We start from the raw sequence: 25,780 nt of genomic DNA on the forward strand, positions 1-25,780 counted from the left end.
GCCGGCGGTGCCGGCGGACCATCGCCGTACGGCGGAGCGCTTCCGGACGGGCCGGACCGCTCGCGGTACCGGCGGCGACGCGGGAAGGAGCCGGCGTCCCGCCCCGATGCGGGCCCATCGTGCGGCCATCGAACGGCCACCGGGGCTTCCGTCGCCCGCTGACGCGGCGGCCAACCCGACTAAGGTGGTCTGGAAGGCGGCAAAGGGCCGGTTAGCCCTGGGACGGCCAACGTCCGTGCTGTGGCTGGCCCAGAGAGGATGGCCGAATGACGCGGGCGCGTCCGTCACGTTGGTTGATGATCCCCGAGCCGCGGCCGGCCGCGTCAGTTCGGATGTACTGCCTACCGCACGCCGGCGGCGGCGCATCGGCCTACCAGGGTTGGACCCGGACCATGCCACCCTTCATCGAGGTGTGTCCGGTGCAACTGCCAGGACGCGAGAATCGGTTCGGTGAACAACCCATAGATCGGCTGCCGGAACTCGTCGACCAGATCGTCGCCGTGATCTCCGATACGGATCAGCGCCCCTACGTGCTTTTCGGGCACAGCTTGGGTGCCGCCCTGTCGTTCGAGACGGCCGTCGCGATGCGCGACCGCTGTCTGCGTCCCCCCATACACCTCGTCGTCTCCGGCTTTCGTGGCCCGCGCCTCCGGGCCCGCCGACCCCGCTTCTCCGAGCTGCCCGATCACGCGCTCATCAAGGCGGTGGCACGAATGGGCGGACTGCCGCCGGGTGCGCCCCTCGATGACGAATACCTGACCGTCATGCTGCCCACCCTGCGCACGGACCTGCGCATCGCCGAGGACTATCACAGCGATGCGGTCGCCGATTGCCCCATAACGGCGCTGGGCGGCCTCGATGACCAGGAGGTACTGCCCGCCGAACTCGATGCCTGGCGGGACGCGACCACGGCCGGCTGCCGGGTCCATCACCTGCCGGGCGGACACTTCTTCCTCCGCGACTCGGCGCGGGTGACCACGATGATCTCGGACATGGTGGCACTCACCATCGAGTTGCGGCGGCTGTCGAGGTGAGGGCTGAAGCCCTAACCGGCGGCCGATCCAGCTACCTCGAACCTGGCGTTGGGCAGGTGTCGCACCGACATGCTCGTGGCCATGACCACCGCGCATACCAACACCACCGCAGCGGCGACGAGCAGCGTCGTCCGGACGCCGAGCACGCCGACGATGGGCCCGACACAGATCTGCGCGATCGGTATGGCGGCGAAGGAACCAAGGGCGTCGTAGGAGAAGACTCGGGCCAGACGCTCAGCGGGGACGTGCTGCTGGAGTGAGGTCTCCCAGGCGACTCCAAACTGTTGGATGCCGACTCCGGAAATCAACGCCGCCACCGCCAGCAGACTCAGTACCGGTTTGAGTGACAGCACGAGTGGCAGCAGAGCGCCCACGGCAACGCAACTGACGCCGAGCAGCAAGAACCGTCGTACCCGCAGGCGCAGTGCCACCGCCGAGCCGATCAGGGCACCCACCGTCTCGGCGGCGAGCACCAGACCCCAGCCGCGCCGACCGATGGTGGTGTCGGCGACCGCCGGGCCCAGGACGTACACCGTCGCCGCGAACGCGGCATTGATGAAGGTGAAGTTGACGACCACGAGCCACACCCAGGTACGCGACCTGAACTCCGTCCATCCGTCGCGCAACTGCCGGAGAAAGCCGGCACCGGCCCTCCCGGTGTTCAGCGGGGCCACCCGGATGCGGGCGAAGATCCCGCCCGACAACAAGAAGCACCCGGCGTCCGCGGCGAGACCCCAACCGGGTCCGATCGAGGCGACCAGCACGCCACCCAGCGAGGTCCCCAGGACCGTAGCGAGGCCCATCCCCATCTGCAGCAGGGCCGCGGCCTGCTGTTGCTGCGCGGGCGGGATCGTCTGTGGCGTCAGCGCTGCGGACGCCGGAAGCGCGAACGCCGCCGCCATGCCGTTTGCGGCCGACAGCGCCACGAGGAGCGGTATCGTGGCTGTGCCGGTGAGGACCAGCGCCGCCACCGTGCCCTGCGTCGCGGCGCTCAGCACACTCGACAGCACGAGAATCACGTGCCGCGGCAGGCGGTCCGCAAGCACCCCGCCGCAGAGCAGAAACAGCAGGTTCATGAGGGACCGCACCCCGACGACGACACCGAGCGACGTCAGCGAGCCGGTCATGTCGAGTACCGCGAACGCGAGTGCGATGGGGGCGATCGCGTTGCCCAGGATGCTGATGGTCCTACCGGCCAGCAGAATCCGGAACGCCGGAAACCGCAGCGGCGTGAGCGACCCACTCCGCGGTGCCGCGCTCACCCGCGGACACCCCACCGACGGTCCAACCGACCGGTCGCCTTCACTGTCGCGCTCCCTCGCCTTGGGCCCGGGCACCGGTTCGCCGCGCCACCTCGGCGGCAAGTGCGCGTGGCGTGGAGTTGTCGAACAACAGGCGTATCGGCAGTCGTACCCCGAACGCGGACTGCATCCGGGCCAGTAGCTGAATCGCCAGGAGCGAATGGCCGCCGAGCGCGAAGAAGTCGTCGTCGACACCGACGCGGGTCTGGCCCAGTACATCCGCGAAGATCTCGCGTACGGTGGCCTCCTCGGGACCGCTTGCTGTCCCCGACGCAGACAGTCCGACGTCCGGCCGGGGTAGGGCCGCCCGATCGACCTTGCCGTTGGTGCTCAGCGGCAGTTGGTCGAGCACCACGAGGGCGGAGGGAACCATGTACGCCGGAAGCTGCTCGCGCAGTCCACGGAGCAGTTCCTCGGCATCGACCCGACCGCCGGGCCGGGGCACGACGTAGCCGGCCAGCAGAGCGCCCAGGGGCGGGGCATCCCGCACGACCACGACGGCATGCGCAACGGCCGGATCCTCGGCAAGGACGGCTTCGATCTCGCCGAGCTCGACGCGGATACCCCGGATCTTCACCTGGTGGTCCACGCGTCCGACGAAGTCGAGCTGCCCATCAGTGGTCCACCGGACCAGGTCTCCGGTGCGGTACATCCGGGAACCGGCCGGGCCGAACGGGTCGGCGAGGAATGACTTCGCAGTGTGGCCGGGCCGGTTCAGGTAGCCCCGGGACAGACCCGCGCCGGCCAGATACAGCTCGCCCTGGACGCCCGGTGGGACCGGACGCAGCCGGGAGTCGAGGACGTACACCCGGGTGTTGGTGATGGGACGACCGATCGACGTCGGGTTGTCCTGGTCGACGGCGGGGCGAACGGTGGCGTACACGGTCGCTTCCGTCGGTCCGTAGCCGTTCGCCAGCGTGGGCCCGGGAAGTGCGCGGCGCAGGCCACGGGCCAGCGGCGCGGTGATCGCTTCCCCGCCCAGCAGAACGGCGTCGACGTCCAGGTCCGGGCTGCCGTGGGCAACGACGTTCAACAACGCCGACGGCACGGCGCACAACAGGCTGCCTCGCCACCGGCCGCTCAGCAGGGCCAGCAGGTCATCGACGATCTCGATGCTGCCGCCGGCGAGTAGCGGCGCGAGGATTTCGAAGACTGACACGTCGAACGTCAACGAGGTACCGGCGAGCACCCGGGCCAGCCGCTCCCGCCCCAGCTCCGCGTTTGCCCAGGCCGCCATGTTGACGACGCTGCTATGTGCCACGGCAACGCCCTTCGGACGCCCGGTCGAACCGGACGTGTAGCTGACGTAGGCGAGATTCGCAGGCGACAGCGGAGCGGTCCGGTCGGTGTCCGCCGGGTTGGTCCCCGGTTGGCGGGCAAGCCACTCGGCGGTTCCGGAATCGTCGAGCCGGAGCTGCGGCACCGTGCCGGGGAGCCGGTCGGCAACCCCGCCGGTCGTGACGAGCAGAACCGGCCGGGCATCGGCGATCATGTCGGCGATCCGAGCCGGCGGATGGTCCAACGCCACCGGCAGGTACGCCCCGCCGGCCTTCAGTACCGCGAGGAGCGCCACGACGAGGTCCGGCCCGCGGGGCAGGGCCAGCGCCACCAACCGCTCGGGGCCGACTCCACGACCGATCAGCAACCGGGCCAGCCGGTTGGCCCGCCCGTTCAACGCGGCGTAACTGAGCACCTGGTCGCCGTACCAGACCGCCGGTGCCCCGGGGTCGCGCGCCGCCTGCCGGTCGAACAGGTCGGGAATGGTGACCGGCGGTACCGCCCGCCGGCTGCCACTGCCCAGGGCCAGCAGTTCGCGCCGCTCCTCCGGCGTGACCAGCTCCACCTCGCTGACCGCCCTTCCGGCGTCCGCCGCGACACCGTGCAGGAACCGCCGGTACAGCTCGACGACCAGGTCGATGGTTGACCGGTCGAACAGTCCCGTCCGGTACTCCACGATCCCGGTGAACCCAGCGGGCGCGCCGTCGCGGGTGTGCTGTTCGGTCAGGCTCACGGTCAGGTCGAACCGGGCCGCGCCGATGCTCGTCGGCTCCGGCAGCGCGGTCACCCCGGCCAGTTCGAGCCCTCCCCGCGCGGCGTTCTGCAACACGAGCATCACCTGGAACAGCGGATGGTGGCTCAGCGAACGGGTCGGGCGCAACGCCTCGACCAGTACCTCGAACGGCAGGTCGGCATGCGTGTACGCGGCCACGTCGACGTCGCGTACCCGGCCGAGCAGCTCGCGGAAGGTGGGATCGCCACCGGTGTCGACCCGCAGCACCAGGGTGTTGGCGAAGTAGCCGACCAGATCCTCCAGCGCCTGGTCGACCCGTCCGGCCACCACTGTGCCGAGCGGGATGTCCGGGCCGGCGCCGAGCCTGGACAGCACCGCGGCCAGCGCCGCCTGCAACACCATGAACACGGTGGCCTGGTTGTCCCGGGCCAGGTCCACCAGGCGGCCGTGCAGCTGCGACGAGAGCGCGAACGACACGGTGTCGCCGCGCTGGTCGAGGGGCGTGGACCCGGTGCGGTCCAGCGGCAGTGCCAGCCGCTCCGGCAGCCCGTGCAGGGTGCCGGTCCAGTGCTGGAGCTGGTCCGCGGCGACCTCGGTCCAGGCGTCGGAGTCACCCAGCAGCGAACGCTGCCAGAGGGTGTAGTCGATGTACTGGACCGGCAGTGGTGCCCAGTCCGGCGCCGCGGTCGCACGGCGGGCCCGGTACGCGACGGCGAGATCGCGCAGCAGCGGGCCGAGCGACCAGCCGTCGGCCGCGATGTGGTGCAGGACGACCAGCAGCACGGACTCGTCCGGACCGCGCTGGAAGAGCGTGACCCGCAGCGGTGCGTCGGTCGCAAGGTCGAATCCGCGCAGTGTGATCGATCCGATCCGTCGGGCCAACTCCTCCTCGGTGTCGACCGGCACCACCGCGAGCGGCGGCACGTCGGCGGGGGCGCGGACAACCTGCCGCGGCTGCCCGGCCACTTCGGTGATGACCGTGCGCAAGCTCTCGTGTCGCGCTACCACGTCGAGAACGGCCGACCGCAGGGCGTTGACGTCCAGCGCACCCCTGAGCCGCCAGGCCAGGGGAATGTGGTACGTGGCGGCGTCCGGATGCAGCCGGTGCAGGAACCACAACCCTCGCTGGGCGTACGACAGTGGTACCGCCGGCGGACGTGGCTGGCGGCGTACCGGTGGCCGGCCCGCCGCCAACGTGTCCAGTGCGGCCGACAGCCCGGCGACCGTCGGTGCCTCGAACAGCAGCCGGATCGGAGGTTCGACGCCCAGCGCGGCGCGGATCCGGGTGACGAGTCGGGTGGCCAGCAGGGAGTGACCGCCGAGGGCGAAGAAGTCGGCGTCCGTACCGACGCTCGGCACGCCCAACGTCTCGGCGAACAGGCGGCACAGCACGGCTTCCCGCGGTGACGTCGGGGCGCGTGAACCGGACGGCATCGCGACGACTGGGGGTGGCAGCGCCGCGCGGTCCACCTTTCCGGTCGCGCTGACCGGCAACGCGTCGAGGACGACCACCGCGGCCGGCACCATGTACGCCGGCAACGACCGGGCCGCCCAGTGCCGCAGGTCGTCCGGGCGAGCCGTCGAGGTGACGTACCCGACCAGGCACGCGTCACCGTCCGGAGTGGTCGACGGCACGACCACCGCCTCGCGCACCGCAGGGTGTCGGCTGAGAGCCCGCTGGACCTCGCCGAGTTCGACCCGGTGTCCGCGTATCTTCACCTGGTCGTCGGCCCGGCCGACGAAGTGCAGTTCGCCGTCGCGGGACCGGCGGACCAGGTCGCCCGTCCGGTACAGCCGCCCGGGGCCGAAGGGGTTTGGCACGAAACGCGCCGCGGTCAGTCCGGGCGCGTTACGGTACCCCCGACCGACGCCGGCCCCGCCGATGAACAGTTCACCGATCACGCCGACCGGCGTCGGCCGGCCCCACCGGTCGAGCACGTACGCCTCGTTACCCTCCAGTGGCCGGCCGATCGACGGCGGCCCCGCCGTCGACGCGTCGGCCGGGCCGACCGCACCGTAGGTCGCGTTGACCGTGCATTCCGTGGGCCCGTAGAGGTTGACAAGCCGGTATCCGGCCCCCGGAGCCGGCCGACCGACCAGCCGATCGCCGCCGGCAAAGAGGATCCGCAGTCGGCCGAGTGACGGCTCCGGACGGTTCAGCAGGATCTCGGCCAGCGGCGCGCCGAGGTACGCGACGGTGATGTCGTTGTCGACCAGCCAGCTCGGCAACCCGTGGGCCTCCCGGCGGACCTCGTCACCGCCCGCCACCACCGTGGCGCCTGCTGCCAGGTTCGACCACAGTTCCCACCAGGACGGATCGAAGCCGACCGCGGTCAACCAGGAGGTACGGTCGGCCACCCCCACCTGGAATGTCTGGCAGTGCCAGCGAATCAGGTTGACCAGCGCGCCGTGCTCGATCTCGACGCCCTTCGGTGCTCCGGTGGAGCCGGAGGTGTAGATGAGGTACGCGAGGTCGCCGGCCCTGACGGTGTGCGGCGGATCGTCGGCGGGGTACCCCGCAGCTCCGTCATCTAGGTCGACCACGGTGACCGTCGGCGGCAAGAGGTCGACGAGGTGCGACCGGCTCAGCACGACCGACGCCCCGGCGTCGGCCAGCATCAGCGCCAGCCGCTCGGCTGGTTGAGCCGGGTCGAGTGGCAGGTAGGCCGCGCCGGCCTTGAGTACCGCCAGGGCAGCGGCGGCCAGGCCGGCCGACCGGTCGGCGCAGACACCGACGACCGTGCCACGCCCGGCCCCGAATGCGCGCAGCCGCCAAGCCAGGCGGTTGGCGTGCCGGTTCAGCTCGCCGTAGCTGGCGGACCGGTCGTCGCCGACCGGCGACGGCCCCGCCTCGACGACGGCGACAGCGGCCGGCCGGTCTCGGGCCCGCTCCTCAATCAAGTGGTGCACGCAGGTACCGGGTGCCGGCCGACCGGCCGCCGCCCGGACCGCCGGATGAGCCGGTCGGCCGAGGTCGGACACCCGCGCCGTCGGATCGGCCGCCGCCGAGGTCAGAATCGCGACCAGCGCGGTGGACAGTTCCGCGATGGTGGCCCGGTCGAACAGGTCACGACGGTAGTCGACGTCGATGACCAGTTCGCCCACGACCTCCGCCACCGAGAAGTCGAGGTCGAACTTGGCGATACCGGGGTCGAACGCGAACTCACTCGTGGTGACACCCGGGATCTCCAGCAGGGCGGGACGAGCCGCGCTGAGCAACGACAGGCCGACGTTGACCAGAGGCATCCGGCTCAGGTCCCGATCCGTCCGCAGCACCTCGACCAGCTTGTCGAACGGCACGTCCTGATGTTCGTAAGCGCCGAGGGTGGTTTCCCGGACCTGGCCGAGAAGCTCCTCGAAGCTCGGGTCCAACCGGAGATCCGCCCTGATCACGAGGATGTTGACGAAGAACCCGGGCATCGGCTCGAACTCCGGCCGGGGACGGTTGGCCACCGCTGCCCCGACGGCGACATCGTGCTGGCCGGTGTAGCGTGCGAGCAAGCCGGCCAGGGCGGCCGTGACGGTCATGAAGAGGGTTGCGTCGTGCTTGCGGCCGGTCTCGGCTAGGGCGGCGACAACGGAACGCGGCACGGTCACCCGCTCCCGCACGCCCTCGAAGCTCTGGATGGCGGGCCGGGGCCGGTCGACCGGAAGTTCGAGCGGGCGTACGCCGTCGAGTTGGCGACGCCAGTACCCGAGCTGCCGGTCGAGGCGCTCACCGGAGAGCCACTCCCGTTGCCATAGCGCGAAGTCGGCGTACTGCAAGGGCGGCTCGCCGGCCGGCGGCGGCTGCCCGCCGATGTGTGCCAGGTACCGCTCGGATATCTCGTCGAAGAGGACGCCCATCGACCAGTAATCACAGATCAGATGGTGGAACCACAGCAGCAGGACGTGATCCTCGACGCCCAGCCGGATCAGCTCGGCCCGCAGCAGCGGGCCGTGGCGCAGGTCGAACCGTTCGTGCAGGCGTTGCCGGGCGGTGACGCGCGTCCACTCGACGCGCTCCCGCTCCGTCGCGCCCGGCGCGACCGTAACGGGCATGGCCAGCCGGGACCGGTCGCGGGAGACCTGGACCGGCTCTCCGTCGACGTCGAAGGTCGTCCGGAGTACGTCGTGCTGGTCCACGACGTCGCAGGCGGCCTGCTCCAGCGCGGTCACCTTCAGAGGACCCACCAGCCGCTGGGCACACGGCACGTGGTATGCCACGCTCTCGGGGAAGATTTCCTGAAATACCCACAACCGCTGCTGCGTGTACGACAACGGCGTACGCCCGGCGCGCCCGGCGCCCGGACCTAGCTGCCCTCGGTGTACTTCCCGGCGCAGCCTCTGCTCCACGGCGGCTCGCTGCGCGGCGGACAGCCGGTCGGCGGCCCGGTGCGGGCGGCCAGCCGGCTTGGATTGCTCAGCCACGCCGGCGTGCCCGGTCAACTGGCCGCGGACGGCCGCCGCGCGGGGAAGGGTCCAACCGGATGTGCCACACGACGTCTCCTCACGACTACGACCGGTCTGGCTCACCGTCGGGCGACGACCGACGCGGGGCGAGGGCACCGCACCCGTCGCCGGTGCCCCGCCGAATCCTATGGGCGCCGGCGGGTCCATTATCGGCGAGTGTTTCCGGCGGACTTCCTTTCGGCATCCTCCCGGAGGCCACGCATTCGTTCTCGCACGAGTTCGGGTATTCGACGCGCCATCCGCATCAACCCTGATCGACGCGATCCAGAATACAGCCGCATTCCCGACCGGAAGGCGGACCGATCATCGCGATGACGGGACGATGAGCGCGGCGATGGCCATGTAATGGGCGATACGGTGGCAGGTTGGTGAGGCGAGGTTGTAAACAATAACGGGTGGAGGCGGCGACGCATTGCCTCGATTCGCGGGCCCGAGGATCCGACTCGAGCCGCGATCCTACCTACGGAGGCTCGGGGGCCAGTGCAGGTTCAAGGAGCGCCGCATGATCTGGCCCGCCCGGCCAACTCAGGATTCTACCGGTGCTCGCAGGCTTCGTCGCTGATCATGCGGGTCGCGCACTTTCCCGACGAGCTGCTGTCCCTGCTGCAGCTCGAGAGCGTCACGGTCTTCGACTCCACCACCCGTTATGGACGCGACGCCATCATCGAGCTGGGCTGTTACGACGGGCGGGCCCTGGAGATCTCCCGGGTCGCCGACGTCGGTTACCTGGGAATCGACATCGACGCCACCGCGGTCACGCGGCTGCGCGCCCGCATCTCCGAGGAAGGTCTGGAGAATCAGGCAAAGGCGTTGGTCGCCGACGCACTGGCACACGAACAGTGGTGGTCGGCGGTCGAAGCCCGACGCCCCCTGGTCCACCTGCCGTTCAATTTCCTGGGCATCTGCCCGGACCCCGGCGCGGTGCTGCGGAGCGTATCGAAATCCGGAGCGTTGCTACACGTGTCGGTGTTCAACGGCCGCGAGCCCACCACCCGTGTCCGGCACCGCTACTACGACGCCTGCGGCATCAAGGCGCTGAACGTCGGGCCTGGGCCGTACGGCGGCACCCTGTTCACCGGGGACGACGACTTCTTCTCGCAGTCGTTCTCGCCGGTCCACCTCGACGAGCTTCTCGCCACGTGCGGCCTCAACCGGCTGTGGCGCACGGAAAACCGCGTCGGTTTCTGCGTCGTCGCGCAGTCCGGTCAGGACTAGCGAAGGGCGCTTCATGGCGACTTGCGGACGTCCGGGGCGGGCCGGAGCGGCACTTCTTGCGCGAGGGCGGCGAGGGGTGCGGCGGGCTCGGCCGTAGCACGGGCCACCATCTCGACGAACTGCTCGGCCAACCGCTCGGCCGTCCCCGGCTCGAACAGATCCCTGCTGTACTCCAGGAACCCGACCAGCCCGGTCTCGGCCGGGTAGAGCACCAGCAGCAGATCCAATTTGGCCGTGCCGGATTCGACAGCCGTGACGGCCACGTCCAGCCCGGGCACCCGTGGCGACGGCGCCGGTGCGGTTTCGAGGAGCAGCATGCACTGGAAGAGGGGATTACGGGCCCCATCCCGCTCCAGGCGCAACGCCCGGAGCACCTCCTCGACCGAGACCGATGCGTTGTCGTACGCCTCGACGCAGGTCTGCCGGACTCGCCGTACCACCTCACCGAACGTCGGCTCGCCGGACACATCGGTACGCAGCGCGAGCGTCCGCACGAACAGGCCGATCACACGGTCCAGCTCGGCTAGCGGCCGGTGGGCCGCGTAGCTGCCGACGCTCAGGTCGGTCTCGCCGGTGAGTGCGTGCAACTGGGACAGGAACACGGCGAGCAGCACCATGTACGGCGTGGCGGCGAACTCGCGTGCGACCGCCTCCACCCGCGCCGCCACCTCGCGGGGTACGGCGAGCGGCTGCCAGCCGCCCCGGAAGGTCGCCGTCGGTGGCCGTGGATGGTCGGCGGGGAGTTCGAGTACGGGCGTACAGGTGGCGAACCGCTCGGTCCAGTAGGCCAGCTGCTCGCGGTACGCGTCGGTGTCCCGCTGCTCGTTCTCCCAGCGGGCGTAGTCGCTGTACCGGACCGCGGGTTCCGGCACATCCGCGCCGGACACGTACAGCTCGAACAGCTGGTCGAGCAGGATCGTCACGGACCAGTAGTCGACGACGATGTGGTGCAGCGCCAGGCACAGGGCGTACTCCTCCGGCGCGAGGCGGAGCAACAGCGCCCGCGCCGGCAGCCGGCTGCCGATCTCGACCACGTCTGCGGCGACCGAGCGGCTCAGTCGGACCAGCTCGCCCTCCCGGCGCCCGCGCGGAAGGGCCGACAGGTCGAACACGGGGAGATCCGCGACCTCCGGCGGCTGTACGATCTGGACCGGCCGCCTGTCCCGGACGGGAAAGAGGCTGCGCAGCAGTTCGTGCCGGCGGACGAGTTCGACCCACGCCCGGCCAAACGTCGCGACGTCGAGCGCTCCGGCGATCCGCATGACGTTCGTCAGGGTGTAGAAGAGGTTGCCCGGCGCGAGGTGCTGGAGGAACCATATATTGAGCTGCGCCGGGGTCAGCGGCGCCGGCTCCCCCGGTTCGATCGGTCGGCACATCAGGGCCGGCACCGCGTCCGCCGGCCCCTGGCCGCGCTCGATCCGTGCGGCCATCGCCGTCACGGTCGAGCCGGCGAGCAGCTCCCGCATGGTGACATCGACCCCGAAGCGAGACCGGATCACCGCCGCGAGCTGCGCGAGGAGCAGGGAATGGCCGCCCACGGCGAAGAACTCGTCGTCGTCGCCGAAGCTAGTGGTGCCGAGTAGCTCCCGCCAGATCTCGCCCACCGCTGCTTCGGTCGGCGTGCGCCGGCGCCCGTCACCGGTGTCGGCCGGTGCCGGTTCGTCGGCGGCCGCCAAGGGCAGCACAGCGGCCGGGTTCGGACCGGGTCCGACGCTGATCCGGTCGGGCCGGCTCCGCGCCAGCAACTCCAGGTAGTCGGCCAGCAGCGGTCTCCGCCGCCCGTCGGCCTCGGCGGCGAATCCGGCGACTACCCAGTGCGGCGCCAGTGCCTCGATCGCGGACTCCCACGGGCCTGCCACGTCCGGCTGACCCACCGCCCTGCGCACGTGCGCGACCCGCACCCCGATTCCGGCCTCCGCTGCGGCGGCGTCGAGCGCCGAGAGCATGCCCTGGACCGCCGATACCACCCGTGCCGGGCGGGCCTGCCCGTCGTCACCCGGCCGGGCCTCCGGGACAAGCCAGAACACGGCGTCGAGACCCGCGAAGGCGGCGCCCGCAGCGGCGACGAGCGCAGGGCCGGCGCCGTCCAGCAGGACGACGCTGTCCGGAAGCGCGACGTCGCGCGCCTCCTCGGTCACCGCCACCCGGGCATCGAGGATCTGCACCAGTGCGCGGGCGAGGAGGGCCGCCTCGTCACCCGGGCCGATCAGCAGGCACCGTGCGCCGTTGGGCAACCATCCGTCGCCGCGTTCGCCGAGCACCGGCCGCGAATGGTACACCGCCCAGCGGCGCTGCCCCCGGTGGGCGACGAGGTCGGTGTCGGCCCGCCCGCCGACCTCGCGGGCCAGGATGGCCGCCGCGTCCGCGGTGGAGACGCCGCCCAGGTCCACCACCTGAGTACGCAGCCGGCCACCGGCCACCAGCGCCGCCGCGGTACGCAGCGCCGCACCGTCCACGCCGGTCATGTCGGCACTCTCGACCGCCAGTACGCCGTCCCCGGCGACGATCAGCCGGGCTGCGGGGAGCGCCGCATCGGTCACCGCGTCGGCCAGGCGGCCCAACCCGGTCTCGAGTGCTGACAGGGGGAGCCGCGCGCACACGACCACTGGGGGTTCGGTCCAACCCGCCACCGCGGCGGCGTACCGTGCAGCCGCCACGTCCGGGTCGGGGTCGAGGTGACGCACCCGGTGTCCGCGGCTGGCGAGGGCGGACTCGATCGCTTTGGCGACCGGCGGGTCGGCACAGACGACGGCGGTGCCGGATGTCGCGGCCGGCGTCGCCGACACCGATCGCCAGGCGCGCAGCCGCAACACCCCGTACCCGTCGGTCGCCTCGACCGGCGGGTCGATCCAGAACCGTCGCCGCTGGAACGGATACGTCGGCAGCGGCACGCGGCGGCGGTGCTCGCCACGCCGGCCACCGCGCCAGTCCACCGGTACGCCCTCGACCCACAACCGGGCGACGGCGGCACCGTACGCGTCAACGTCCGCCGCGGTGGCCGGGTCCAGCACCGACACGACAACGGGGGCCGGGTCGCGCCGGGGCACCAGTGCGCCGAGCGCCGGTCGCGGGCCGAGTTCGACGAAGGCACTCACGCCCGCCCGCAGCAAGGTGTCGAGACCTTCCGTGAACCGGACCGGCGAGCGCAGTTGAGTCGTCCAGTAGTCCGGATCGGTTGCCTCCTCGTCGGTGATCCACGTGCCGGTGACGTTGGAGACGAACGGGGTGAGCGGCGCTCGCAGCGGGACCGTGGCCACCGCGGCCCGGTACGCGGGCAGGATCTCGTCCAACATCGCGGAGTGGAACGCGTGTGAGGTGCGCAACCGCTTGTGCCAGACGTCGCAGTCCACGAGTCGCGCGGCCAGTGCCGCCATCTCCTCGACCGGGCCGGAGGCGACCGACAGGCGAGGACCGTTGTGTGCCGCGAGTGCACTGCCGTCGGGCAACAGCGGGGCGAGTTCGTCCGGCGGCAGCGAAACGGCCAGCATGGCGCCGGCCGGCCGGGTGGCGGTGAGCCGGCCCCGGATGGCGACCAGAGACAGGGCATCCGCCAGGTCGAGGACCCCGGCCTGCTGCGCCGCCACATACTCGCCGAGGCTGTGTCCGAGCATCGCGTCCGGTGTGATGCCGTGCTGACGCAGCGTCCGGGCGAGCGCGTACCCGAGCGAGAACAGCGCGGGTTGCGCGTACTCGGTGCGGCGCAAGCGGTCCCCGGCTGACCGGTCGGCCGAGGAAAACAGCAGCTCGCGCAGGTCCGTGTCGAGGTGACCCGCGAGGATCTCCGCGCACTCGTCGAGCGTCCGCCGGAACACCGGCTCGTCCCGGTACAGGCCCGCGCCCATCCCCACGTACTGGCTCCCCTGGCCGGCGAACAGCCACGCCACGCGGGTGGATCCGCGTCCCGCGACGGAACCGGTGACACCACCGCCGTTCCGCAGCGCGGTCCCGGCCGTAGCGGTGTCGCCGGCCAGCACCACCCGCCGGTACTCGTGCACACCCCGACCGACCTGCGTCGTGTAGGCCACGTCCGCCAGCGCCAGGTCGGGCCGCGCCGCCAGTGCGTCGGCCAACTGCCGGGTGGCGACCGACAATGCCTCGGGGGTGCGGGCCGAGACCGGCAGGTACTCGCGCGCCAGACCGATATCCGCGGGCGCCGGTTCCGGTGGCTGCGCCAGCACGACGTGCGCGTTGGTGCCGCCGATGCCGAACGAGCTGACCCCTGCCCGGCGGGGCCCTGGAATCGGCCACTTCCGCAGCCCGGTCGGTACGAAGAAGGGGCTGCCGTCGAAGTCGATGTTGGGGTTGGGGCGCCGGAAGGTGGGGTGCGGAGGTACCAGCCCGTCCCGGACCGCCAGCGCCGCCTTCATCAGGCCGACCACTCCGGCGGCGGTGTCGAGGTGGCCAAGGTTCGCCTTGACCGAACTCAGCGCACACCAGGGAGCCTCCCGGGCACCACCGAACGCCTCGGTCAGCGCGCCCACCTCCACCGGATCGCCGAGTGGCGTGGCGGTACCGTGCCCTTCGACGTAACCGACGGCCGGCCCGCCGAGCCCGGCGACCCCGAGTGCTGCCCGAATGACGTCGGTCTGCCCGGTGTGACCGGGTGCGGTGAAGCCGACCTTCGCGATTCCGTCGTTGTTGATTGCCGAGCCAAGGATCACCGCGGTGATGTCGTCACCGTCGGCCTGCGCCTCGGCCAGTCGTTTGAGGACGACCACACCGACTCCGTTGCCGGTGACGATGCCCTGCCCGTCCAGATCGTAGGGGCGGCACTGCCCGTCGGGAGAGAGGATGCCCGACTCGTTGGCCAGATATCCCACCCGCTGCGGCACGCGCACGGTGACCCCACCGGCGAGCGCCAGGTCGCACTCGCCGCCGAGCAGCGCCTGCACCGCCAGGTGCACGGCCACCAGCGAACTGGAGCAGGCGGTCTGGACCGTCACGGCGGGCCCCCGCAGGTCCAGCTTGTAGGCCACCCGGGTGGTCAGGTAGTCCTTCTCGGCGCCGAGCATCATCGGGAAGCCGCCCATGACTTCGTGCAGCGCTGCGTTCGGCCAGAGGTTGCGCAGCAGGTAGAGGTTGACCGAGACGGAGCCGAACAGACCGATCCGGCCCGGGTAACGGGCGGAGTCGTAACCGGCGCGTTGCAGCGACGCCGCAGCGCATTCCAGGAACAGCCGGTGCTGCGGGTCGAGCAGTTGTGCCTCCCGCGGGTTGTAGCCGAAGTAGGCGGCGTCGAAGAGATCCTCCCCGTCGACGACGGCGGCTGCCCGGACGTACGCCGGATCCGCCAGCAGCGACCGGGGGACCCCGGACGCGAGCAGTTCGGCCTCGGAAAGCTCCCGGATCGCGACGTGGCCGGCGCAGACGTTGTGCCAGAAGGTCTCCACGTCGGGTGCGTCCGGCACCCGACAGGCCATGCCGATGATGGCGATCTCCAAGCCGGTGTCCCCGTCGGTCACACCCCTGTCCCCTCCCGTCCGGTCAGCAACCGCCCGCGGATTGCTGGCGTATCAGTCGCGCTGGGCCGCGTCCCGGGCCGCGCGCCGTTCGTCGCGGTACGCGGCCCTCGCATCCCGGCTCGGCCGGTGTCGCGCCGACGTGCGCGGGCCGGGCTCCTCCCCACCGAGCAGTCTCGCGAGTGCCCGGACCGTGGGGTGTTCGAACAGGTCGAGGGCCGAGATCGCGCTCGCCTCGACCACCGAGTCGCGCAGCCGGGCGTGCACTCGCAGCAGCAGGAGGGAGTCGCCCCCCATGTCGAAGAAGTTGTCCTCGCTGCCGATGTCAGACCGGCCCAGGACGTCGCACCAGACGGCGGCGATCCGGCGTTCCAAGTCGGAGGCCGGTCCGGAGGACACCCGTTCCGCACCGATATCGCCGGACGGCGTCGGCAACGCCCGACGGTCGAGCTTGCCGCTCGACGTCCTCGGAAGGTCCACAATGGGCATGAAGCGGCCCGGTATCATATGTTGCGGCAACGTATGCGCCAGGCCGGCGTGTAGGGCGGCTCGGCTGGGTGGGTCGGCTCCGGCCTCGGGCACGACGTAGGCAACCAGGCGGGGACTGCCCGCCACCTCCCGGACCGCGACCGCCGCGTCGCGTACCCCCGGCTGCGCGCGCAGTACCGCCTCCACCTCTCCGACCTCGACCCGGAAACCCCGAAGCTTGACCTGCGAGTCAAGGCGGCCGAGGAACTCCAGCACACCGTCGGCGCGCCACCGCGCCCGGTCACCGGTCCGGTACAGCCGCCTGCCCGGCTCTCGGGCGAAGGAGTCGGGCACGAAACGCTCGGCGGTCAGCGCCGAGCGTCCCAGATATCCCCGTCCTACCTGGACGCCGCCCAGGTAGAGCTCACCGGCGACGCCGGGCGGCACGGGCCGCATGGCATCGTCGAGAACATACGTTCGCGCGTTGGCGATGGGCCGCCCAATGGGTACGTTGCCGCCCGCGTCGTCGGCGCAGTCCCACGCCGTTACGTCGACGGCCGCCTCGGTGGGGCCGTACAGGTTGTAGAGCGCGACGTGCGGCAGGACCTGCCGGCATCGGTCACGCAGTTCGCCGGGCAACTCCTCGCCGCTACAGATGATGCGACGGAGGTGCCCGCCCCAGCCGGCCGGTACGGCGTCGAGGAAGTACCGGAGGGCCGACGGCACGAAGTGGACGGTGGTTACCCGCTCCCGCTCCATCAGGTCCAGTAGGTAGAGCGGGTCGCGGTGCCCGCCCGGGTCGGCGAGTACGAGCCGGGCACCGGCGATCAGGGGCCAGAAGAACTCCCACACCGACACGTCGAAGCTGAACGGGGTTTTCTGCAGGACCACGTCGTCGGAGCCGAGGGCGAACTCACGCTGCATCCACAGCAGCCGGTTGACGACACCGTCGTGCTGGTTCATGGCGCCCTTCGGGCTGCCGGTCGAACCACTCGTATAAATCACATACGCAAGATTCTCCGGCCCCACCCCCGACTCGAACGGCTCACCCACCACCCCCACCACGTCCTCCAACACCACCACCACACCACCAAACCCCGCCAACCGACCCACCACATCCCGACCCACCACCAACACCCCCACCCCCGCATCCGCCACCATCAACTCCAACCGCCCCACCGGATACTCCGGATCCAACGGCACATACGCCCCACCCGCACACAACACCCCCAACAACCCAACCACCAAACCCACCGACCGACCCACCATCACCCCCACCCGAACCTCCGGACCCACCCCCAACCCCCGCAACACCCCCGCCAACCCCCACGCCCGACCCAACAACCCCACAAACGACAACTCCACCCCACCACCACGCACCGCCACCCCACCCGCACCAAACCCACCACGCCCCACCACCAACCCATGCACACAACCACCCACCCCCCACCACACCCGAGAACCCGCCCACTCCCCCACCACCCGACCCCACTCCCGCACCGACAACAACGGGAGGTCCTCGACAAAGGTCCGGAGCGCGAGCGGTCGAGGCCGTCGGACGCCGGTGCACATCCACTCGACGGTCGAGCCCACCCGCCGCGCGAGGTCCAGCGCGGGTAACCGGTCGACCCGATAGTGGAACGACAACTCGATGCGGTCACCGAGATCCTCGACGATGAGGTGTGCCTCTTCGACGGGGAACGCGTCGTACACCCGCATCCGGGTCGGGCCGTCGACGCCGGGCAGGCGGGTGAAGGTGTAGTAGTTGAAATGCATGCGTACCGGTTCGGCGGGCAGCACGGCACGCTGGGCGAGCACGGAGACCCATGCCGCGTCGCCGAGGCTGCGGCGGGCGTCCGCGTGCTGCCGGACCAGGCCGTCCAGGGACTCGTACCGGCCGGACGACCACGGCACCACGACCGGTACGACGTGGAAGAGGCAGCCGACGGTTTCCCGGTACGCCGGCTCCCGGCCCGAACGAACGTCGTAGACCACGAAGTCGCCGGCCGGCGCGAAGCAGCGGCCCAGCACCAGGGAGTAGGCCGCCAGCAGCGGTGCGGCCGGGTGTACGCCGAGTTGCTCGGCGTACCCGCGCAGCGCCCGCAGCCGGTCGCCGTCGACCACCGCGCGGTCGACCCGCGGCCCGGTGTCGCCCTCGCCGGGCGCGATGGTGTCGAGCGGGACCAGCCCGGCGGCGATACTTCGCCACCTGCCCAGGGTCTCGGGGCGGTCGAAGGTGTCCGCAACCGCGGACGCGTAGTCGGCGAAGGTCGGCCGGCTGCTCGGCTCACCGGGCTCACCGTCGTCCAGATAGGCCCGCACCATCCGGCTCAGCGCGATACCGGCGCCGACACCGTCGACGGCGACGTGGTGCGCGCCCAGCACGGCGTGCCATGTCCCGTCCTGGTCTTCGACCAGCAGGTGCCGCACCAGCTCGTCGTCCAGGAGCCGGTACGGGTGGCGTACGTGGGCATCCACCAGATGGGTCAGTGATTCCGGCCCGCCGAGCCGGACGATCTCGACGTCGGTCCGGCCGCGCGCCAGCTCGCACAGGTACGGCCGGCCGTCCCGCAACACCAGCCGGGTCCGCAGCGCCGGTTCACCGCCCACCACGGCGGCCACCGCGCGCTGCCAGCGAGCCACATCCAGATCGCGACCGAGTGGCACGGAGAAGGCCAGCGAGTGCGTGGCCTCGGCCGGCCGGCGCAGGTATTCCAGCACGAGGTCGCGCTGCGTCACGGTCGGCGTCAGCACCTGCTCCACCTCGGATACCGCGATGTTCAGCAGGCTCGCCGCCGTCTCCCGAATGTCCTCCGTGGCGGCGGTGCCCTCGTCGGCATCGAGCAGCGGGCGGGCCGGCTCCCCTGGCCGCCCCGGGTACGGCGCGGCCGGATCCGTCGCGATGGCGGCTAACCCGTCGCTGAACAGGTCGGCCAGCATCCGCACCAGTCCCGGCGCGACGCGGTGGCCGTCGTACTGCAACCGCAGGTCCAGGCCGGACCCGTCAGGACTGGCGATGACGTAGACGGAGAGCGGGAAGTTCGCCTCCTCGTACATGCCCATCGGGGTCACGTCGATGCCGTCGATCCGGCCAAGGTCGGACAGCCCCCGGAACCGGACGAAGTTGAAGGTCGTCTCCACCGCCGCGCCGCGCCCGACCAGGCGACGAATGACCGCGTACGGCACCAGCCGGTGTGGCAGCAGCGCTGTCTCCTCCTCGACGACCTGGCCGACCAGCTCGCGCCAGGTGCCGCCGGCAGGTGTGAGCCTGAACGGCACGGTGTTCAGGAAGAGCGCGGCGTCCCGCTCGGCACCGGGCAACTCCGGACGGCCGTTCACGATGAGCCCGGTGACCACGTCGCCGTACGGAGCCAGCTGGCTGAGGGCCCAGACGTGGACGGCGAGGGCGAGGTGCTTGACCGAGACGCCCTCGGCCCGGGACACCGCCAGGAGCCGGGCCGCGACCGTGGATGCGACGGCCAGGTCAAGGTGCTGGGCACGTAACCGGGGATCGGCCGGCAGGGGCCAGCGCGGCAGGGTTGCGGGCTCGGCGCCGGCCAGCTTCTCCGACCACCACGACCGATGCCGCGCGGACTGGGAGGCGAGACGTTCGGCCCGGACGAACGCCCGGTACGGGTCCCCGGTTGGCTCCTCGGGCCTGGATCGCTCCGGCGCGGCGTACCGGCGCAGCCACGCCCCGAGGAGCGTCACCAGGCTGTACCCGTCCACCGTGGCGTGCTGGAAGCTCACCCCCAACGTGAAGCCGTCCGGCCGGTCGAAGGCCACGGTCCGGAACAGCGGTGGGACGTCGAGGTCGATCGGGGTGCTCTGCTCGGCGATGAGCCAACGGCGCACCCGCACAGCGTGCTCCTGCTCCGGCAGTGCCCGGTGGTCGACCAGCTCGACCGGCAGGGTCGCCCTCCGGCGGACCACCTGCAACGGCTCGCTGTAGGTGACGAGATCGAACCCGGTGCGCAGCACGGGGTACACGTGGACGATCTGCTCGGCGGCGGCCCGCAGCCGCGCCACGTCCAGCGGCAACCGCACATGGTAGGCCGCGACATCGTGGTACATCGCGGTGCCCGGTTCCATCGACGAGTGGAACAGCATGCCCTGTTGCAGAGCGGTCAACGGGTACGCGTCGACGAGTTCCGGCGGCAACCGGCGCCGGTCGGCTTCGGCGACGAGTGCGAACGGCGCCGGTACGGCGGCACCGTCGACCGGCCGTACAGGACCAGAATCCGGCTCTGCCGGCGTCGGTGTCCCGGCAGCGAGGCCCGCGCCGGCGGTCACCTCCGGCGCCAGGGCGGCGATCGTCCTGTGCCGGTAGAGCTGTTGCAACGTCACGGCCACGCCCCGCTCGGCTGCTGCGGCGACGACCTGGATGGCGAGCAGCGAGTCGCCGCCAAGCGCGAAGAACGTCTCGGTGCGCGCCACCGCAGCTGCAGGGATCCCCAGTACCTCCGTCCAGATCTCCACCAGGATCGCCTCGAGGTCGGTGCCGCGCGGACGCCCGCGTGGTTCGGTCATCTCAGTGCTCCTCCGCCGCGCCCTGCCGGGCGGGCGCTGCGCCGGCGTCGCCTGGCGGTGCGCCGTTGCCCCGGGCGGCCCGCCGCGAGCGGAGCCGGTGCGGGCTGGCCACCTGCGGGTCGGCCGGATTCACCCGGGCCGCCGGGCCACCGACCGGGTGGGCCACCGCCGGAGCCGGAGCCGGACCCGCGGCGGTGGACAGCCGCTCGGCCTGGGTGGCGATCGTCGGGTTGGTGAGCAACTGGACCAGCGTCAGGCGACCGGGAAATTCGCTCTCGATCAGCTGGTGCAGTCGTTGCAGCAGGATCGAGTTGCCGCCGACCTCGAAGAAGTTGTCCCGCACCCCGACCGTCGACGGGCCGAGCACCCGTACCCACAGCTCGGCAATCCGTCGCTCGAGGTCGGTGCCGGGCGGTTCCAACCGGGCCAGCGTGGCACGGGATGCCTCGGCCGGCGGCTCGGGCAGGGCCAGCCGATCGACCTTGCCGCTCGGAGTGAGCGGGAACTCGTCCAGGTACACGTACGCGCTCGGCACCATGTAGTCCGGCAGCGTCCGGGCGACGAACGCCCGCAGTTCCCCGGCGGAGGCCCGAGTTCCCGTCCCGCGCACATAGGCGACCAGGCGTGTGGCGTCGGCCTCCCCGCGTGCCGCCACGACGGCGTGGTCGACCGCGGGGTGCCGGGCGAGCGTGGCGGCCACCTCGGCGGGCTCCACCCGGAACCCCCGGATCTTGACCTGGTCGTCGAGCCGGTTGAGGAACTCCAGTTCGCCGTCGTGCCGCCAACGCGCCCGGTCGCCGGTGCGGTACATCCGGCCACCGGGCTCCGGAGCCAACGGGTCTGGACAGAACCGGGCAGCGGTCAGCGCCGGCTGCCCGAGATAGCCGCGAGCCAGTCCCTCGCCACCTATGCACAACTCGCCGGCGACGCCTACCGGCACCGGCTTGAGATGCCGGTCGAGCACGTACACCCGGCAGTTGGCGATCGGCCGCCCGATCGGCACCCGGGCCGGCCAGGTGGTCGACGGTGCACGCAGTTCGTACGCGGTGACGCAGTGGGTCTCGGTGGGACCGTACTGGTTGACCAGTACCCGATCGGTGGGTCGGGCGAAGAGTCTGGCGATGTCGTCGTTGACCGTGAGCTGCTCACCGGCGCTGATGTACTCCGTCACCGTGTCCAGGTCGGGCGCGGCGGTGGCTGCCGCATGCTGTCGGAGCGCCGCGGGCGACAACACGAAGCAGCCGATCCGTTCCTCGGCGACGAACCGCACGCGGGCGCTGGGATCACGCCGGACGTCGTCGGGCGGGAACACGAGGGTACGACCCGCAGCGAGGGTGTAGAAGATGTCGAGAAACGACATGTCGAAGCTGAGCGGCGGAAACTGCATCGTGGGTTGGTCGGTCAACGTCGACCGGTCCAACTGCCAGCGGATGAGGTTGACCAGGGCTCGGTGCGGCATCGCAACGCCCTTGGGGGTGCCGGTCGAACCACTCGTATAAATCACATACGCAAGATTCTCCGGCCCCACCCCCGACTCGAACGGCTCACCCACCACCCCCACCACGTCCTCCAACACCACCACCACACCCCCAAACCCCGCCAACCGACCCACCACATCCCGACCCACCACCAACACCCCCACCCCCGCATCCGCCACCATCAACTCCAACCGCCCCACCGGATACTCCGGATCCAACGGCACATACGCCCCACCCGCACACAACACCCCCAACAACCCAACCACCAAACCCACCGACCGACCCACCATCACCCCCACCCGAACCTCCGGACCCACCCCCAACCCCCGCAACACCCCCGCCAACCCCCACGCCCGACCCAACAACCCCACAAACGACAACTCCACCCCACCACCACGCACCGCCACCCCACCCGCACCAAACCCACCACGCCCCACCACCAACCCATGCACACAACCACCCACCCCCCACCACACCCGAGAACCCGCCCACTCCCCCACCACCCGACCCCACTCCCGCACCGACAACAACGGCAGCGACGACAATGGTTGGGCGGGCGCCGCCAGGGCGGCGCCGAGCAGTGTGCGGAAACTGTCGACGAGGCACCGGACGGTGTCGGCCTCGAACAGGTCGGTGGCGTACTCGACGGTGCCCTTGACCCCGGCGGAACCAGCCGCCAGGAACAGGGACAGGTCGAGCTTGGCGGTGCCGGTGGTGACCGGCAGGATCTCGGCGGCGAGGTTGTCGAACGCCGGCAACGCGTCCTCCTCCTGCCACGACGCCAGCACCTGTACCAGCGGCGTCCGGCTGACGTCCCGGGGCAGACGCAGCACCTCCACCACCTTCTCGAACGGGACGTCCTGCCGGTCGTACCCGTCGAGACAGCTGTCTCGCACCCGCGCGAGCAGGTCGGTGAGGCTCGGATCGCCGGACAGGTCCACCCGCAGCGGCAACGTGTTGACGAAGAAGCCGATGGTCCGGGCGAACTCGGACCGTCCCCGGCCGATCGTCGGTACGCCGATGACGACCTCGGACTGTTCGGCGTACGTGGCCAGGGTGCGGGCGTAGACCGCCAGCACCACCATGAACGGCGTGACACGGCGGGCTCGCGCGAATTCGGTGAGTTCGACGCCGAGCGCCGCGTCCAGGGTGAACTCGAACGTCGCCCCGGCGAACGTCTGGACCGCCGGCCGAGGATGGTCCGGTGGCAGCGCCAGTGCACCGGGCGCACCGGCCAGCACGGCCCGCCACTCCGCCAGCCGTCCGGCGAAGTCGGCATCGCGCATCTCGGCGCGCTGCCACCGGGCGAAGTCGCGGTACTGCAGGACGGCAGACGGCAGGTCGGCCGGTACATCGGCCCGGCGTGCCCGGTACAGTTCGGCGAGTTCGGAGAGCATTATCGCGAGCGAGCTTCCGTCACAGGCGATGTGGTGTACGGCGAGCATCAGGACGTGATCGGCGGTGGCTCGGCGGAACAGCACGCAGCGGGTGATCGGTCCGGCCACGAGGTCGAACGGTTGCCGGGCGACCTCGGGCAGCAGCCGGTCGAGGGCGCGTTGCGCGGTGGCGGCGGGCAGCCCGGCGAAGTCGACGACGGGTACGGTCAGCCGTGCGCTAGTCACCTCCTGGCAAGGTTCACCGCCGCGCGCCGGAAACCGGGTACGCAGGATCTCGTGCCGATCGACCAGCGCGGTCACGGCATCCAGCAGCGCGGCGACGTCCAGCTGGCCGCGTAGTCGCAGCGGCACCGCCACGTTGTAGAAGGCGCTGGCGGGCTCCAGCCGGTTCAGAAACCACAGCCGCTCCTGCCCGGCCGAGAGCGGAGCCGCCGGTCCCGGGCGCACCGGCTCGACCTGCTGCGCTGCCGGGCGCGCGGGCAGCGGCGGCGCCGTCCGGACCCGCTCCGCCAGGTCGGCCAGGGTGGCGGCACCGAGTACGTCGCTCACCGCGACAGCTACCGACAACTCGTCGCGCAACCGCAGCTGCACCTTTGCCGCCAGCAGGGAATGGCCACCGAGTTCGAAGAAGTTGTCGGACGGGTGAAGCTGATCCGGTGAGATGTCCAGGACAGCGGCCCAGATCCGAGCCACGACCGCGACCGGATCGCCGATCGGCGGGTCCGCCTCTCGCCGCCCCAGGGCCGGACTGTCCATGGGCTTCCCTTCCGACGCCGAGAGCGCCTTGCTAGGCGGCGCCGCCGGCGGCGGGCCAGATCGGTGATCGTGGCTGGTCGAGTCGCCGTCGCACGGGAGCCGCAGAGCCCAGGCATCGACGGTCGGGCGGTGACGGGCCACCCCGGCTCCGCCCCTCCGCCGGCCGGCTCCGACGCCGTGTGGCGCACCGACTCCACCAGAACCGCGGCGGTGCCTCCGGGATCGCCGTCCCGTCGGCGGACAACCCCGGCGATGCCGGCGGACGCCGGACATCCATGGACGACTACATAACCAGCTGCGCAGCGGGCCGGCAAGGGCGGCAGCAGGCCGCTGACCTGCGCCTTGGCCGCGCCGGTGGCGTCCAGATGGCGCAGTGGTGGGGGGCCGGTGCCCCAGGTCGAAAGACTGGCCGCCATAGCCGGTCGGGATGGTTCGTCCACGGAGGAAAGCATGGAAACTCGCGCACGGGACGCGGCGCGGACCGCGACCGCAGGCAGGTCCGGTGGCCTGATCGGGGCGCGGTGGACTTCTCGCTGACCGACGCGCAGCGCGACCTGTGCGCGCGGGTCACGCACTTCGCGAGAACCGAACTCGGCGACCGAGCGGCCGAGCATGATCGCGCGGGAACGCTCGACCGTGCGGGCTGGCGCAAGTGCGCGGATTTCGGGCTCCTGGGCTGGCCAGCACCGGTCCGGCACGGCGGCGCCGACCTTGATCCGCTCACCGCGGCGCTGGCCTACGAGGCATTCGGTTACGCCTGCCGGGACAACGGCCTGGTGTTCGCCGTCAACAACCACGTCTGGGCCTGCATGAGCTACCTCGTCGAGCACGGAACCGAGTCCCAGCGCGCCCGCTACCTGCCGTCGATGTGTGACGGGTCCCTACTGGGCGCGCACGCGGTGACCGAGCCGGGCAGCGGATCGGACGTGTTGTCGATCACCACGACCGCCCGGCGGGACGGCGACGGGTACGTCCTCGACGGCGAGAAGACCTTCATCAGCAACGGTACCGAGGCCGACCTGTTCGTGGTCTTCGCCCGCACCGGCGCCGACGAGCCCGCCCAGGACGCGCTGTCGGCCTTCCTGGTCGAGCGGAGCAATCCCGGGCTCGTGGTCAGTCGGGCAATCGGCAAGATCGGACTTCGCGGGTGCCCGATGGGCGAACTGGTGCTGTCCGGTTGCCGGGTGGGCGCGGACGCGTTGTTGGGCCGGGAAGGTGCCGGGTACCGGCTGTTCACCCTGGGCATGGACTGGGAGCGCGGCCTCATGTTCGCCACCCAGGTCGGCGTGCTGCGCCGGCTCTTCGAGACCTGCGTCGCGTACGCCGGCGAGCGCCGTCAGTTCGGCCGGCCGATCGGCACCTTCCAGTCCGTGGCGCACCGGATCGCGGACATGCGGATGCGCCTGGAACTCGCACAACTGCTGCTGTACAAGGTCGGCTGGCTCAAACGGGAGCGGCGACTGGCGGTTCTGGAGACCTCGCTGTTGAAGCTCTTCGTCAGCGAGTCGCTGGTCGGCAGTGCGCTCGACGCCGTACAGCTACACGGGGCCCGGGGTGTGGTGAACGACCTCGACATCGAACGCGAGTTGCGCGACACGATCGCCACGACCGTCTACGGCGGCACGTCCGAGATCCAGCGCAACATCATCTCGTCTCTCGTCGGCCTGCCCGTACCCTAG

General features: G+C 71.1%; 8 protein-coding genes. 3 read left to right on the top strand and 5 right to left on the bottom strand.

Features of this window, described 5'->3' with window-relative positions; all coding sequences use genetic code 11:
• The first annotated feature begins 266 nt into the window (after positions 1-266).
• Entirely contained in the window at positions 267-1,034 is a 768-nt protein-coding gene (locus ACSMXO_RS28700) for a thioesterase II family protein (RefSeq protein ID WP_455414591.1), read from the top strand.
• A gap of 11 nt (positions 1,035-1,045) precedes the next feature.
• Here ACSMXO_RS28700 and ACSMXO_RS28705 read toward each other — a convergent pair whose 3' ends face one another.
• Both ACSMXO_RS28705 and ACSMXO_RS28710 read right to left on the bottom strand, forming a co-directional pair.
• Positions 1,046-2,296: an MFS transporter gene (locus tag ACSMXO_RS28705; protein ID WP_455414592.1), complete on the bottom strand. Its 1,251-nt coding sequence runs from the start codon at positions 2,294-2,296 to the stop codon at positions 1,046-1,048.
• Positions 2,297-2,336: 40 nt separating this feature from the next.
• Entirely contained in the window at positions 2,337-8,945 is a 6,609-nt protein-coding gene (locus tag ACSMXO_RS28710) for an amino acid adenylation domain-containing protein (RefSeq protein ID WP_455414593.1), read from the bottom strand.
• A gap of 333 nt (positions 8,946-9,278) precedes the next feature.
• Here ACSMXO_RS28710 and ACSMXO_RS28715 point away from each other — a divergent pair, with 333 nt between their 5' ends.
• Positions 9,279-10,013 (top strand): class I SAM-dependent methyltransferase, encoded by a 735-nt coding sequence (locus tag ACSMXO_RS28715; protein WP_455414594.1) that lies wholly within the window; start codon positions 9,279-9,281, stop codon positions 10,011-10,013.
• A gap of 11 nt (positions 10,014-10,024) precedes the next feature.
• On the opposite strand, the gene ACSMXO_RS28720 is transcribed toward ACSMXO_RS28715, so the two are convergent.
• Genes ACSMXO_RS28720 through ACSMXO_RS28730 form a run of 3 tightly spaced genes read right to left on the bottom strand, consistent with a single transcriptional unit; the run spans position 10,025 to position 24,101 of the window.
• A complete protein-coding gene (locus ACSMXO_RS28720; protein ID WP_455414595.1) occupies positions 10,025-15,475 on the bottom strand; it encodes a condensation domain-containing protein in 5,451 nt (1,816 codons plus the stop codon).
• A 51-nt stretch (positions 15,476-15,526) separates the two neighbouring features.
• Positions 15,527-20,470, bottom strand: coding sequence for an amino acid adenylation domain-containing protein (locus ACSMXO_RS28725; RefSeq protein WP_455414596.1), 4,944 nt, complete (start codon positions 20,468-20,470; stop codon positions 15,527-15,529).
• A 1-nt stretch (position 20,471) separates the two neighbouring features.
• Complete coding sequence (locus ACSMXO_RS28730) at positions 20,472-24,101, bottom strand: non-ribosomal peptide synthetase (RefSeq protein ID WP_455414597.1); 3,630 nt, start codon at positions 24,099-24,101, stop codon at positions 20,472-20,474.
• Positions 24,102-24,622: 521 nt separating this feature from the next.
• On the opposite strand from ACSMXO_RS28730, the gene ACSMXO_RS28735 reads away from it, so the two are divergent.
• On the top strand, positions 24,623-25,780 hold the full coding sequence (locus ACSMXO_RS28735; protein ID WP_455414598.1) for an acyl-CoA dehydrogenase family protein: 1,158 nt from the start codon (positions 24,623-24,625) through the stop codon (positions 25,778-25,780).

The organism is Plantactinospora sp. DSM 117369 (genome assembly GCF_053764795.1).